9 protein-coding genes are annotated in these 14,040 nt (G+C 67.8%); 7 read left to right on the top strand and 2 right to left on the bottom strand.

Features of this window, described 5'->3' with window-relative positions; all coding sequences use genetic code 11:
• Positions 1-73 precede the first annotated feature (73 nt).
• The gene (locus tag N5J73_RS22260) at positions 74-958 is read right to left on the bottom strand and encodes an energy transducer TonB (protein ID WP_049445443.1); all 885 of its coding nucleotides are present in this window, start codon (positions 956-958) and stop codon (positions 74-76) included.
• Positions 958-1,905: a glutathione synthase gene (gshB, locus tag N5J73_RS22255; protein WP_049445441.1), complete on the bottom strand. Its 948-nt coding sequence runs from the start codon at positions 1,903-1,905 to the stop codon at positions 958-960. Before gshB ends, N5J73_RS22260 begins: the two co-directional genes overlap by 1 nt.
• A gap of 240 nt (positions 1,906-2,145) precedes the next feature.
• Here gshB and pilG point away from each other — a divergent pair, with 240 nt between their 5' ends.
• The 7 genes from pilG (at position 2,146) to N5J73_RS22220 (ending at position 14,033) form a co-directional block, all read left to right on the top strand.
• On the top strand, positions 2,146-2,547 hold the full coding sequence (gene pilG, locus N5J73_RS22250) for a twitching motility response regulator PilG (protein WP_005418455.1): 402 nt from the start codon (positions 2,146-2,148) through the stop codon (positions 2,545-2,547).
• An 18-nt stretch (positions 2,548-2,565) separates the two neighbouring features.
• A complete protein-coding gene (locus tag N5J73_RS22245; protein WP_005410717.1) occupies positions 2,566-2,928 on the top strand; it encodes a response regulator in 363 nt (120 codons plus the stop codon).
• Complete coding sequence (locus tag N5J73_RS22240; protein WP_049445439.1) at positions 2,928-3,458, top strand: chemotaxis protein CheW; 531 nt, start codon at positions 2,928-2,930, stop codon at positions 3,456-3,458. The genes N5J73_RS22245 and N5J73_RS22240 overlap by 1 nt, the downstream gene beginning before the upstream one ends.
• 41 nt (positions 3,459-3,499) lie before the next feature.
• Positions 3,500-5,536, top strand: a complete 2,037-nt coding sequence (locus tag N5J73_RS22235; protein WP_049445437.1) for a methyl-accepting chemotaxis protein — start codon at positions 3,500-3,502, stop codon at positions 5,534-5,536.
• Between the two features lie 100 nt (positions 5,537-5,636).
• On the top strand, positions 5,637-12,248 hold the full coding sequence (locus tag N5J73_RS22230) for an Hpt domain-containing protein (protein WP_164078720.1): 6,612 nt from the start codon (positions 5,637-5,639) through the stop codon (positions 12,246-12,248).
• On the top strand, positions 12,235-13,572 hold the full coding sequence (locus N5J73_RS22225; RefSeq protein WP_049445434.1) for a chemotaxis protein CheB: 1,338 nt from the start codon (positions 12,235-12,237) through the stop codon (positions 13,570-13,572). Before N5J73_RS22230 ends, N5J73_RS22225 begins: the two co-directional genes overlap by 14 nt.
• Positions 13,569-14,033, top strand: coding sequence for a chemotaxis protein CheW (locus N5J73_RS22220; protein ID WP_049445432.1), 465 nt, complete (start codon positions 13,569-13,571; stop codon positions 14,031-14,033). The genes N5J73_RS22225 and N5J73_RS22220 overlap by 4 nt, the downstream gene beginning before the upstream one ends.
• The last annotated feature ends 7 nt before the right edge of the window (positions 14,034-14,040 follow it).

The raw sequence follows: 14,040 nt of genomic DNA, 5'->3' as shown, positions 1-14,040 counted from the left end.
CCGCTTCTGCTGTTGCTTCGGCTGTGGCCGTTGCCTCTGCGGGTCCCGGGCCGCAGGCCCGGGCAACAAAACCCTACCGGTCGTCGTGCAGGGTGCCGCCCGGCAGGAACACCCACGTGCGGGTGACCTGCAGGATGTCGATCTCATCTTCGGTCTTCGGCAACGGCGGGAACGGCTGCGCCAGCTTCACCACCCGCAGGGCCGCCTCATCCAGCAGCGGCGTTCCGCTCGAACGCAGGATCCGGCTGCTCTCCACGCTGCCATCGCGGCGTACGCCCACGCTGATCACCACCTGGCCGCCGAGGCGGCGCTGCCGCGCCTCGTCCGGGTAATTCAGGTTGCCTACGCGCTCGGCGCGGTCGACCCAGGCACGCAGGTAATTGGCATAGGCATATTCACGCGTGCTGGCCGACACGAACTTGCGGTTCGGGCGCTTGGCGTACTGCGCCGAGCGCAGATGCACTTCAGCGGCCAGTCGGGCCATTTCCACATCGCGCTGCTCGCGTGCGCTCAGCGGTGCGTCCGGTTCGGGCTGATCCGGCGTGGGGCGGGACTGCGCCTGCGCCACCACCTCCTGGCCATTGCGGCTGCTGACCACCCGTGCCTGCGGCGGCGGAACCGGCGCGGCCGATTGCTGCTGCTGTGGCACCGGGCTCAGCCCTGACTGGGCCTGCGGCACGATGCCGGCCTGGTTGTCGCGCGGACGCTGTGCGCGGTCGTGCTCGCCACCGCCTTCCTGGTTGGCTGCGGCCAGGAAATCAGCCTGCTTCGGCGTCAGCGCGGTGCGGGTCTGGCTGAAGATCACTTCCAGCGTCGGCACCAGCGGTGCATCACCCTTCACGGCGAAGCCCACGCCCAGGATCAGCAGGGCGTGGACCAGCACAGACAGCGCGATGGTCGCCCCCAGCCGTTGCGCTTCGCGCGGTGGCGGGGGCAGGACGGCAGGTGCGGACGGCATCAGCGCAGGCCGGCCTCGATCGCGTCGAACAGGGTGCCGGCAATGTTCAGTCCGTACTGTGCGTCCAGTTCGCGCACGCAGGTCGGACTGGTCACGTTGACCTCGGTCAGATAATCCCCGATCACGTCCAGGCCGACGAAGCGCATGCCACGACGCTTCATCTCCGGGCCCACCTGGGCGGCGATCCAGCGGTCGCGCTCGCTCAGCGGGCGGCCTTCGCCGCGGCCGCCGGCGGCGAGGTTGCCGCGGAACTCATCGCCCTGCGGGATGCGTGCCAGGCAGTAGTCGACCGGTTCGCCATCGACCAGCAGGATGCGCTTGTCGCCGGCGGTGATGTCGGGAATGAACTTCTGCGCCAGCGCCATGCGGTGGCCGCCGTCGGTCAGCGTTTCCAGAATCACGTTCAGGTTCGGGTCGCCCTGGCCGCTGCGGAAGATGGAGCGGCCGCCCATGCCATCCAGCGGCTTCAGTACGGCCTGGCCGTGCTCCAGCGCAAAGGCCTTCAAGGCCTTGGCGTCGCGGCTGACCAGAGTCGGCGGGCAGCACTGCGGGAACAGCAGCGCGGCCAGCTTCTCGTTGTAGTCGCGCAGGCCCTGCGGGTTGTTGACCACGCAGGCGCCGGCCGCTGCGGCCACGTCCAGCACCTGGGTGTCGTAGATGTATTCGGCGTCGACCGGCGGGTCCTTGCGCATCAGCACGATCTGGCCGGGGCCGAACTCGGTGCGGATGAATGCGCCCAGCTCATACCAGCCGGCCGGGTCGTCGCGCACCTGCAGCGGCGCGGTCTGGGCCACCGCTACGCCACCCTCCAGGGCCAGGCCACCCGGGCGCACATAGTGCAGGGCATGGCCGCGGCGCTGGGCTTCCAGCAGCATGGCGAAGGTGGTGTCCTTGGCGATCTTGATGTGGGCGATGGGATCCATCACCACGATGACGTTCAACGGCATGGGCGCACCTGTCAGGCAAGGTGTTGATGGTAGCGGCAACGCCGGTCGCGCGCCTCCCCGCCGTACTGCAACGCAGCGTCCGCCCGGCGGTCGCGCACTCATTGCGAAACCCGTCACGTTCAGGAGGGTGCCATGCCCCGCGCCATGGGGCGGCCTTGAAGCGGGCGCAGTAAGTGCGATATAGATACGCTTTCGTAGCGGCCCCCGCCAGAGATCGGGCCGTGCGCTTGGGGATAGGCAATGACTGAAAACACGACTGCGGGCGGGGAACTCGCAGGACTCCGGGTGATGGTCATCGATGATTCGAAGACCATCCGCAGGACTGCGGAAACGCTGCTCAAGCGCGAAGGCTGCGAGGTGGTCACCGCCACCGACGGCTTCGAAGCGCTTGCGAAGATCGCAGACCAGCAACCGCAGATCATCTTCGTCGACATCATGATGCCGCGCCTGGACGGGTACCAGACCTGTGCGCTGATCAAGGGCAACCAGCTGTTCAAGGCGACCCCGGTCATCATGCTCTCGTCCAAGGATGGCCTGTTCGACAAGGCGCGGGGACGCATCGTCGGCTCGGAGCAATACCTGACGAAGCCTTTCACGCGTGAAGAACTGCTGGGTGCCATCCGCACATACGTCAACGCCTGACCAGGGGGGAAAGGCACAATGGCTCGTATCGTTCTGATCGAGGATTCACCGACCGACCGCGCGGTGTTCACCCAGTGGCTGCGCCGTGCCGGCCACGAGGTGCTGGAAGCGGACAACGCCGAGGATGGACTGCAGCTGGTCCGCGACCAGGTGCCGCAGCTGGTGCTGATGGACGTGGTCCTGCCCGGCATGAGCGGCTTCCAGGCCACCCGCGCGATGGCCCGTGATGCGGCGATCAAGCACATTCCGGTGATCATCGTCAGCACCAAGGCGATGGAAACCGACAAGGCATGGGGCCTGCGCCAGGGCGCGGCCGATTACATCGTCAAGCCGCCGCGCGAGGATGAACTGATCGCGCGGATCAACGAACTGGTGGCCTGATGCGCTCGCCCTTCGACATTCTCGAAGCCTACGAACGGCGCAGCCTGGCCCATGCAGTGCAGCTGCCCGAGCGGCAGTTCGCCCAGGACCTCTGGCGTGGCGTGGGTTATCGCGTCGGCCAGCGCCGGCTCGTGTCCGATTTCCGCGAAGTGGTGGAAATCGTGCCGATGCCGCCGGTGACGCCGGTGCCGTGCGCGCAGCCGTGGTTGCTGGGCGTGGGCAACCTGCGCGGCAACCTGTTCCCGGTGGTCGACCTGAAGTACTTCCTGGAGGGCACGCGTACCGTGCAGCAGGAAGGCCAGCGGGTGCTGATCATGCGCCAGGCCGGTGGCGACGTGGCACTGACCATCGATGAACTGTTCGGCCAGCGCAGCTTCGAGCTGGCCCAGCAGATCGATGCTGGTGCGCTGGCCGATGGGCGTTATGCCCACTTCGTCGACCGCGCCTTCCACGCCGACGGCCAGGACTGGGGCGTGTTCTCGCTCTCGCTGCTGTCGCGCACCCCTGAATTCCGGCAAGCCGCGGCCTGAGGCCGGGCGCTGCCCCCTGCATTGAAGAACGAGGTTGAACGATGAGTACTGCTTCGGACGCCACCAAGACCGGCAAGCTGCGGCTGGGCGGCAGCAACCTCTGGTTGTTCCTGCTGCTGGCATCGATGATCCTGTTCGGCGTCAACACCGGTGTCGCCACCTGGCAGGGCAGTCGCCTGGCCGATGCCGGTTCCAAGGCAGCCGACCTGCAGGTGCTGTCACAGCAGCTGGCCAACCAGGGCCGTGACGCGGTGGGCGGCAACGCGCAGGCGTTCACCGCCTTCAAGGCCACCCGCAACGCGATCGAACAGAATGTGTCGACGCTGCAGGGGCGCTACGGCAAGGAGCCTGGGGTCTCCGGCGCGATCGCCACGCTGGGTGAAACCTGGGCGCCGCTGGGCAAGCAGGCCGGCCAGCTGGTCGCCAGTGAGCCGGCGGTGCTGGCCCTGGCTGGCAACGCCAACAACTTCAGCGGTGCAGTACCGGGCCTGCAGGCACAGCTGAACGAGCTGGTGCGTGCGATGTCCGCCTCCGGTGCGCCGTCGGCGCAGGTGTACAGCGCGCTGCAGCAGGTGGTGGTGGCCGGCTCGATGGCCCGCCGCGTGACCGAAATGCGTGCCGGTGGCAGCGGTGCTGCTACAGCCGGCGATGCGCTGGCCCGCGACATTACCGTGTTCTCGCAGGTGCTCGACGGCCTGCGCAACGGCAACGAGGAACTGGGTATCACCGCCGTGCGCGGTGCTGCCGCCGTGGCCGCGCTGGAGCAGTCGCAGCAGAAGTGGGAAGCGATGAAGCAGGACGCCGACGCGATCCTGGCCAGCTCGCGCCAGCTGTTCGCCGCGCAGTCCGCAGCCACCGCGCTGGGCCAGGGCTCGGCGCACATGCTGGACGACAGCCGCAAGCTGTTCGACGCGTTCTCCTCGTTCGGCTCGGTGTCCGATACCCGCCTGTTCCCGAACTTCTGGATCGGCGTGGTGTCCGGCGCACTGTCGCTGATCGCGATCATCGGCTTCGTCTCCACCAACGTGCGCAGCCGCTCGCGCGAGCAGGAACTGCGCTACCAGACCCAGGTGGAGTTCAACAGCCGAAACCAGCAGGCGATCATGCGGCTGCTGGACGAAATCTCCTCGCTGGGTGAGGGCGACCTGACGGTGAAGGCCTCGGTGACCGAGGACATGACCGGCGCCATCGCCGACGCGATCAACTACGCCGTCGACGAGCTGCGACACCTGGTGACCACCATCAACGACACCTCGGCCAAGGTCGCGCTGTCCACCCAGGAAACCCAGGCCACCGCCATGCAGCTGGCGGAAGCGGCGGGCCACCAGGCCAACCAGATCACCTCGGCCTCGGACCGCATCGGCGAGATCGCGGCGAGCATCGAACAGGTGTCGCGCAACTCGGCCGAGTCGGCCGACGTGGCACAACGCTCGGTGGTGATCGCCGCCGAAGGTGCCGGCGTGGTGCGCGAGACCATCCAGGGCATGGACCAGATCCGTGACCAGATCCAGGAGACCTCCAAGCGCATCAAGCGCCTGGGCGAATCGTCGCAGGAAATCGGCTCGATCGTGGAACTGATCAACGACATTTCCGAGCAGACCAACATCCTGGCGTTGAACGCAGCGGTGCAGGCCGCGTCGGCGGGTGAAGCGGGCCGCGGTTTCGCGGTCGTGGCCGACGAAGTGCAGCGCCTGGCAGAACGCACCTCGGGTGCGACCCGACGCATCGAAAACCTGGTCCAGGCCATCCAGGCCGACACCAACGAAGCGGTCACCTCGATGGAGCAGACCACAGCCGAAGTGGTGTCCGGTGCACGCCTGGCCGAGGATGCCGGCACCGCGCTGACCGAAATCGAGCGCGTGTCCAATGCATTGAACACCCTCATCAAGAACATCTCCATCGCCGCCCAGCAGCAGTCGGCTGCGGCCTCGGACATCACCCGCACCATGGGCGTGATCCGGCAGATCACCGGCCAGACCTCGCAGGGTGCCGGGCAGACCGCCGAATCGATCGGCCACCTCGCGCAGCTGGCGGCGGACCTGCGTCGTTCGGTCGCCGACTTCAAGCTGCCGGCGTGACGCGGGCAGGGCGGCGAGCAAGGAACCAGTCGATGAAGCATTTCCATTCCCCACGCCAGAACTCGCGCGGCTTCCGCGCGGCGGCGAACGGAGCGCGTCCATGAGCAGTCTGCGCGATGCGATGAGCCACGCAGCGCTGGGCTGGGTCAAGCCCGAGCTGGACGAGACCCTGCGCCAGGTGCGCAACGAGGTCGAGTACTACGCGGAAGACCCGACCGATGCCAGCCGCATGCGCATCTGCGCCGGCTACCTGCACCAGGTGCAGGGCACCCTGCGCATGGTCGAACTGTACGCCCCGGCGATGGTGGCCGAGGAGCTTGAACAGCTGGCCAATGCCATCGGCGCCGGTGGTGTGGCAGATCGGGATGAAGCCTGCGCGACCCTGATGCGTGGCAGCGTGCTGCTGCCCGACTACCTGGAGCGCCTGCAGAACGGGCATCGCGATATTCCGATCGTGCTGATGCCGCTGCTCAACGAAATCCGTGCCGCGCGTGGCGAAGAAGGGGTGCATGACAGCGTGCTGCTGGCATTCGCACCGGACAGCGTCACCGCCACCGAGGCCGAACTGGACCATGCCCGCGGCAGCCTGAGCGGGCGCAACCGCGAACTGCTCGACACCGTCGGCAGTGCGGTGAAGGAAGAACTGCTGCGCATCAAGGATGCGCTGGACCTGCACCTGCGCACCGGCGGTGCGCCGGAGCAGCTGCAGACCCAGGCCAACGAACTCGGGGCGGTGGCCGATACGCTGGGCATGATGGGCCTGGGCGTTGCCCGCGGCGTTGTGGTGCAGCAGCGTGACGCATTGCGTGGCGTGGTCGAAGGGCGCCAGCAGATCGACGAGAACCTGCTGCTGGATATCGCCGGTGCACTGCTCTACGTGGATGCCTCGCTGGACGACCAGGTCGCCCATCTGGGCGCCGGCGGCAGTGGCGAGGACGATCCGAGCGCGGTGGAGAACCGGCGCACGGTAGAGGTGCTGGCGCATGAGGCCATCGCCAACTTCGCCGCCGCCCGCGAGCACTTCGTTGCTTTCATTGAAACCAGCTGGAACCATGCCGAGCTGCAGGACGTGCCGCGCCTGCTGGGTGATGTCTCCGGCGCGCTGCGCATGCTGGATCTGGGCACGGCGGCCGATTACCTGCGCGGTGTGCAGCAGTACATCGAAGCCGAGCTGATCGGTCGCCAGCGCGTGCCCAGTGGCCGTCAGCTGGACACCCTGGCCGACGCCATGGCCAGTCTGGAGTACTACCTCGAAGCCCTGCGCGACCGCCGTCCGGGCCGCGAGGACATTCTCGACATCACCCGCAGCAGCCTTGAAGCGCTGCGCTATTGGCCGTTGCCGGACCGCAATGCGGTGGCACCGGTTGCCGCTGCGCCGATTCCGTTTGCATCGCTGCTGGTGGATCGCGAGCCGGTCGCGCTGCAGGCCGAGTCGCTGCAGCCGGAGCGCATCGAGATTGCTGTACAGCCGGCCGCGCCCGCCGCTGGCACTGTGCCGGCGCCACTGCCGGACTTTACCTTTGATCCGCCACCGGCCACGCCTGCACCGGAGGTGGTGGACAACACCCTGATGTTCGGTGCGCTGGGAACCGTTGCATCCGCACCGCTGTCGCTGCATGACGACGCAGATGCACCGCTGGTGTTCGCGGCTTCGAGCGCGCCTGCGCCCGAGGTTCCGCAATGGGATCTCGCACCGTTCCATCCGGAGGCCGATCCGGCCGCGAGTGCCGACGACGAGCGCAGCCCGACCTTTGCCAGCTTCGATCCGGTCAGTTTCGAACAGGCCGAAACCAGAGTGGAACCGGCACCGCAGTGGACGCTTTCGGAGGCAACGCCGCCGGCAGTGGCCGATGTGGCCGTGATGGATATCGAGGACAACGTCGACGCGTCGGTGCCCTTCGACACCGCTGTCTTTGCCGCGCCGGTGTTCGACCCGGTGGCTGCCGAGCACGATGCGGTTGCCGCCGGTGACGACGTGGTGTTCCACTTCGATGCCGACGCGCTGGACAACGCTGACGATGTGCTGTCGCTGCATGCGATGGAGACGCTGTCGCTGGACGGCGATGCCGCGCTGCATCCGTCGCTGGAGATCGCCGATGCCGGTGTGCCAACGATGGAGGACGCAAATCCTGTTGCCGTCGACACGGGTGCCGCTGCTGCGGATGCACCGATTGACGCGCCGGCACCCGGTGTCGACGCGCCTTCGCCTGTGGCGGATGCGCCTGCGGTGTCGGTGATCGACATCGACACCATCGCGCCGATCGATTTCAGCGAAGCCGACGCACAATTCTTCGCCGAGCTGAGCGCGGCCGCTGCGGACTTCAATCCGCAGGCAACGGCCGCGCCGACCGTGGCCGAAGTACCAGTCACGGCGGATGCCGAGGCGGGCTTCGAAGCGGGCTTCGATGATGACGCGGAGAACATCGACGAGGACATCCGTGAGGTGTTCCTGGAAGAGTTCGATGACGAACTGGCCAATCTCGGCAGCTTGCTGCCGGCATGGCGCATGCAGCCGGACAACATGGACCGGCTGCGGCCGATCCGCCGTATCTTCCACACCCTCAAGGGCAGTGGCCGCCTGGTCGGTGCCCGCACCCTGGGTGAGTTCGCGTGGAAGATCGAGGGCATGCTCAACCGCGTGCTGGACGGCAGCCGTCCGGCCTCGCCGGCTGTGCTGGCCATGGTTGACAACGCGCACGCCGCGCTGCCGCAGCTGAACGCCGCGCTGCGCCACGGCCAGCGCATCAGCGTGGACCTGCAGGCGATGCAGGCCATCGCCGACCGTGTCGGCGCCGGTGAGGAAGCCTATTACGTGCCGCTGCCGGTAGCGGCCGCGCCTGTGGCACCGGTGGCCGAGGCCGAGACCGAAGGCGAGGACGAGATCAGCCGCATCCTGGCGGCCGAAGCCATCGCGTCGGTGCAGGACGAAGCCGAGCCCGAGGCCGTAGGTACTCCAGCCAACATCGACAGCGTGCTGCGCGAGATCCTCGAAGCCGAAGTGGAAGTCCACCAGGCCACCCTGCAGGACTGGCTGCGTTCGGCGCAGCAGGCGCCGCAGCCGGTCAGCGACGCGCTGCTGCGCGCGGTGCACACCATGAACGGCGCCTTCGCGATGACCGAAGTGCCGGAAATCACCGCCGTCACCGGTGGCGCCGAGTCCTACATCAAGCGTGCGCTCGCCGCCGACGTGGTGCCTGGCGACGAAGGCGTAGCCGCGCTGGATGCGACCGCACAGGCGATCACCGCGACCATGGAAGCACTGCAGGCCGAGCAGCCGCGGATCGCGCCGCAGGGCGCGCTGGTGCAGCGCCTGCAGGCGTTGGCCGGCGAGTTGCCGGAAGCGCGCTGGCCGATGGCCGGGCTGGAGGACGAGGACGACGATCTGGCGTTGGAGGCCGACCTGGAGTTCGATGCCGCTGTCGAGACGACGGATGCCGCCGCGTTCGAGGCAAACGAGTCCGGGATCGTGCCTGCCGAGCCGGTGCTGGAACCGATTGCAGCCGGCGCGCAGGCGCCGGAAGCCACGGACGTGATCGATGCAGGTCTGGAGGTCGGCGAACTGACCAGCGGCGATGATCTGTCGCGGTACTTCGATGCCGGATGGCCGTCGGTGCCGGGCGAGGGCGAAGCCGCCACCGTGGATATCGGATCGATTGAATCGATCCAGCCGGTTGAAAGTGAGTCGGTTGCTGCGCCGGCCGCTGAAGCCGATCTGACTGCCGCAGACGACCTGTCGCCGTACCTCGACGCCAGCGCGCTGCCGATCGATGACCGCGACGCGGACGAACTGCCTGCGTCTGCGGAAATTGACGCGATCGACCTGAATACGCTGCAGCCCTCCGATCTGGAGGAAGCCGAAGGCAACGCCTTTGACGACGCTGCTGCACTGCCACTCGACAGCGAGCTGTCGAGCCTGCAGGATGAAATGGCTGCGCCGGGTTTTGCAGAACCGGTCACGCTTGCAGCCGCGCTCGAGGCCGGCCTGCACGTGATCGACGAAGAGCAGACCCTGGACGACGACGGGCAATGGCCCGTGCTCGGCCTCCAGGCCAGCGAACTCGCGCCGGGCGAGGCGGAAGCCTTTGCCGAGGATGCGGACGTCGGCGGGGAGGCGGCGGTCGGTGAAGGAGAGAGCGCCGATCAGCCGTCCCCGGCGACGGTGAATGAGGAGGTCGCTGCCAAAGCACCGCAGGCCTCCGAAGAGCCGGTGCGCTTCTTCGAACTCGAAGAAGCACCGGGTCAGGGCACGGTCCATGACGATGCCGAACCTGTCCAGCCGGAAGTCGCAGTCGTTGCAGTCAATGCGCCGGCCCACGATGAAGCCTCCGCTCTGGAAGACAACGCGGATGGCATCGATGCGCTCGACTTCAGCGTGTATGACCGCGAGCTGGTCGACATCTTCGTCGAGGAAGGCAAGGACCTGCTCGACCACTGCGACGGTCTGATCAGCGAGCTGCGTGATGCGCCGCAGGACCGCGAGGTGCTGGCCGGCCTGCAGCGTGACCTGCATACCCTGAAGGGTGGTGCACGCATGGCCGGCATCAACGCCATCGGCGATCTCGGCCACAGCATCGAATCGCTGCTGGAAGCCGTCGCCGCCGGCCGCACCGAGATCGAGCGCCGCGATGTGCAGCTGCTGGAGCGTGGCTTCGATCGCCTGCACCAGCTGCTGACCCGCACCGGTGATCATCGCGTGGTGGAGCCGGCGCAGGACCTGGTCGACGCGTTCGAAGTGCGTACCACCACCGATATCGCTGCGGCAGCGGCAGCCAATGTGGCGAGCGTCGCAGAAACCGTCGCGGCAGCGGTCGCCAGCCCGGCTCCGGCACTGATCGATGCGCCGTTGTCGGCACCGCTGCCGGCAGAAGGCGCGGTCGATGACGATCCGCTGGCGCGTCCGCAGCAGGAGCAGGTGCGCGTGCGCGCCGACCTGCTCGACCGCCTGGTCAACCATGCCGGTGAAGTAGCGATCTACCGCTCGCGGCTTGAACAGCAGCTCGGTGCCTTCCGTGGCGCCATGGGCGAACTGGAGCGCACCAATGCGCGTCTGCGTGACCAGCTGCGCCGCCTCGACCTGGAAACCGAGGCACAGATCGTCGCGCGCTACCAGCGCGAACAGGACCAGGCCGACCAGAAGTTCGATCCACTGGAACTGGACCGCTTCTCGACCCTGCAGCAGCTCAGCCGTGCGCTGAACGAATCGGCGGCCGACCTGGGTGGCCTGCAGGGCGTGCTCGACGATCTTTCGCGCCAGTACGATTCGCTGCTGCAGCAGCAGTCGCGGGTCAGTTCGGAACTGCAGGATGGGCTGATGCGCGCGCGCATGGTGCCGTTCGATGGCCTGGTGCCACGCCTGCGTCGCGTGGTCCGCCAGTCGGGCATGGATACCGGCAAGCAGGTCCACCTCACCCTGGAAGGTACCCACGGCGAACTGGACCGCAACGTCCTCGACCGCATGGTCGCGCCGCTGGAACACATGCTGCGCAACTCCGTGGCCCATGGCCTGGAGGCGCCGGAACAGCGTCGTGCCGCCGGCAAGCCTGAGGAAGGCGAGATTGCCATCCGCCTGCACCGCGAGGGCTCGGAAATCGTGCTGGAAGTGGCCGATGACGGTGCCGGTCTGGACCGCGAGGCGATCCGTCGCCGTGCCATCGACCGTGGCCTGTTGGCTGCCGATGCGCAGCCGAGCGAGCAGGAGCTGGACAACCTGATCTTCGCCTCAGGCTTCACCACCGCCGACCAGGTCAGCCAGCTGGCAGGCCGTGGCGTGGGCATGGACGTGGTGCGCAACGAAGTGCGCCAGCTGGGTGGTTCGGTCGACATCCAGTCGGTGCGTGGCCAGGGCGTGCGCTTCACCCTGCGCCTGCCGCAGACGCTGGCGGTCACCCAGGCAGTGTTCGTGCAGATCGGCGAGACCACCTTTGCGGTGCCGGTCGCCTCGGTCAGTGGTATCGGCCGCCTGTCGCGCGAGCGCTTCGAAGCCGCTGACAGCAGCTACCGCTACAGCGGCGAGGACTATCCGCTGTACGACCTCGGCAGCCTGGTCGGGCAGGCCCCGGCCCGTGCCGATGGCCAGGACCAGGTGCCGCTGCTGCTGGTCCGCGCCGGTGACCTGCGGGCCGCCGTGGCGATCGACCAGGTGCTGGGCAACCGCGAAATCGTGGTCAAGCCGGTCGGCCTGCAGATCGCGTCGGTGCCGGGCATCTACGGTGCAACCATCACCGGCGATGGCCGCGTGGTGGTGATCCTGGACGTGGCGCCGCTGGTGCGCCGCTTCCTCGCCAACCCGACGCTGCCGGTACTGGCCAACGCACCGCGCCAGGAGCGCCAGGTGCCGCTGGTGATGGTGGTCGACGACTCGCTCACCATGCGCAAGGTCACCGGCCGCATCCTCGAGCGCCACAACTTCGAGGTCAGCGTCGCCCGCGATGGCGTGGAAGCGCTGGAACGCCTGGAAGAGCGCGTGCCGGACCTGATGCTGCTGGATATCGAGATGCCGCGCATGGATGGCTACGAGCTGGCCACTGCGATGCGTGCCGACCCGCGGTACAAGGATGTGCCGATCGTGATGATCACCTCGCGCAGCGGCGACAAGCACCGCCAGCGCGCCTTCGAGATTGGTGTCCAGCGCTACCTGGGCAAGCCGTACCAGGAACTGGACCTGATGCGTAACGTGTACGACCTGCTGGGGATCGCCCGTGTCCGTGAGTGAAACCCAGATGGCTCCGGTCGTTGCCCTGCTGGCCCGCCCCGGCGCGGCGCGTGAGCGCCTGCGCGAGGCGCTGTCGCATGCGGATGTGCAGCTGGTGCTGGAAGACGACCCGAACAGCCTGGAGCCGCAGCTGCTGCAGGAGGCGCGCCCGCAGATCGTGGTGATCGCCCTGGAGGCGGCCATCGAGGATGCACTTGAGCGCCTGGAAAGCGTACTGTCCGCACCGGGCCTGACCCTGGTGTTCGACGAGGCTGAACTGGCCGCGCGCCGTGATGGTTGGGAGGCACAGCGCTGGGGCCGCCACCTGGCTGCCAAGCTGCACGGACACCAGCAGGTGTTGCCGCCGGGTGCCGAGGATGAACCCAGCCTGCAGCTGGAGCCTGGCCATCCGGCACCGGCACCGGCGCCACAGGAAGAAGCGTTGCAGCCGCACCTGGACCAGGCGTTGAGCTGGGCCGACGAGGTCCCCGCTGACAGCCTGTACTCGCCGCCTGCGCATCTGCACGAACCGATTGCACTGGAACAGGCACTGGCGGCGTTGCAGCCGGTCGTGCCCGAGCCACTGGATCTGCCTTCTCCGCCGCAAGCGCTGGCCGAACCGGCGGCGCCTTCGGCACCGCCGATCTCCTTCGATCACACCGCCTGGTCGCTGGTCGAGGAATCGATCGAAGCGCCGGTACCGGCAGAAGTGGCAGCACCGGTCGCCGCGCCGCACCCCTCCTTCGATACCGATCATTTGAGCCTGGTCGATCTGGATGCTGCTGCTCCGGTGGGCGCGCGCGCCGGATCGCTGCTGGTGCTGGCCGGTATCGGTGGCCCGGATGCGCTGCGCCGCCTGCTCGGCGCGCTGCCGTCTTCGTTGAGCGTGCCGGTGCTGGTGCACATGCGCCTGGACGGCGGTCGCTACGGCAACCTGGTCAAGCAGATGGCACGTGTCTCACCATTGCCGGTCCAGCTGGCCGAGGCCGGTCAGCGCGCCATCCCGGGCGAGGTGCATGTGCTGGCCGATGACATCGGCGTACGTGCGGCGCCCGACGGCCTGCATTTCCTCAGCGACGCAAACGGCATCGCCATCGCCGGGCTGCCGGCAGAACATACCGCGCTGGTGCTCCTCAGCGGTGCCGATCTGGCCCATGTCGGACCGGCGCTGGACCTGGCGGCCGCCGGTGCCTGGGTGGCCGGGCAGGTGGGTGAGGGCTGCTATGACCCGGCGGCGGCCACTGCCGTGGTTGCTGCGGGCATGGTGGCCGGTGAACCGCAGGAGCTGGCGCAGGCCATCGCCGCGCGCTGGGGTGAGCAGGACGATAACGGAGAAGCACCATGAGCTACGCCAGCAATGATGAAATTCGCGGCGTCCTGATCCAGGCCGGCAATGAGCGTGTGCTGCTGCCCAATGCCACGGTGGCCGAAATGATGTCGCGCGTGCCGGTGCAGCCGGTCTCCGACGCCCCGCGCTGGCTGGTTGGCGAAATCGGCTGGCATGGCTGGCAGGTGCCGCTGGTGTCGTTCGCACGCCTTTCGGGGCTGGGCGAAGAGCCGGTGGCTGGCCACAACAAGGTGGTGGTGCTGAAGGCCCTGAGCGGCAACGCGCAGCGCCCCTACTATGCGCTGTTGACGCAGAATTTCCCGCAGCTGATCTCGGTGCCGCGCGACGGCTTGCTGGCCGACGCCTCCGAAGAAACCCTGCCGCAGATCGTGCACATGCGCGTGCTGCTGGGTGAGCAGAGCGCGTTGCTGCCCAACCTGGATGCGCTGGAAGCCGCCCTGGATTCGCTGGCGGCCTGAGCGGCAA

Origin of the sequence: Stenotrophomonas sp. GD03654, assembly GCF_029845105.1 — a bacterium.
Lineage (GTDB): Bacteria > Pseudomonadota > Gammaproteobacteria > Xanthomonadales > Xanthomonadaceae > Stenotrophomonas > Stenotrophomonas africana.
This window is presented reverse-complemented; position numbering and strand designations above follow the sequence as displayed.

Excerpts from the sequence above, each read along its gene's own strand:
- N5J73_RS22245 (WP_005410717.1), top strand. The coding sequence starts at position 2,566 with ATGGCTCGTATCGTTCTGATCGAGGATTCACCGACCGACCGCGCGGTG.
- N5J73_RS22235 (WP_049445437.1), top strand. The coding sequence starts at position 3,500 with ATGAGTACTGCTTCGGACGCCACCAAGACCGGCAAGCTGCGGCTGGGC.
- N5J73_RS22230 (WP_164078720.1), top strand. The coding sequence starts at position 5,637 with ATGAGCAGTCTGCGCGATGCGATGAGCCACGCAGCGCTGGGCTGGGTC.
- N5J73_RS22220 (WP_049445432.1), top strand. The coding sequence starts at position 13,569 with ATGAGCTACGCCAGCAATGATGAAATTCGCGGCGTCCTGATCCAGGCC.
- N5J73_RS22260 (WP_049445443.1), bottom strand. The coding sequence starts at position 958 with ATGCCGTCCGCACCTGCCGTCCTGCCCCCGCCACCGCGCGAAGCGCAA.
- pilG (WP_005418455.1), top strand. The coding sequence starts at position 2,146 with ATGACTGAAAACACGACTGCGGGCGGGGAACTCGCAGGACTCCGGGTG.
- N5J73_RS22240 (WP_049445439.1), top strand. The coding sequence starts at position 2,928 with ATGCGCTCGCCCTTCGACATTCTCGAAGCCTACGAACGGCGCAGCCTG.
- gshB (WP_049445441.1), bottom strand. The coding sequence starts at position 1,905 with ATGCCGTTGAACGTCATCGTGGTGATGGATCCCATCGCCCACATCAAG.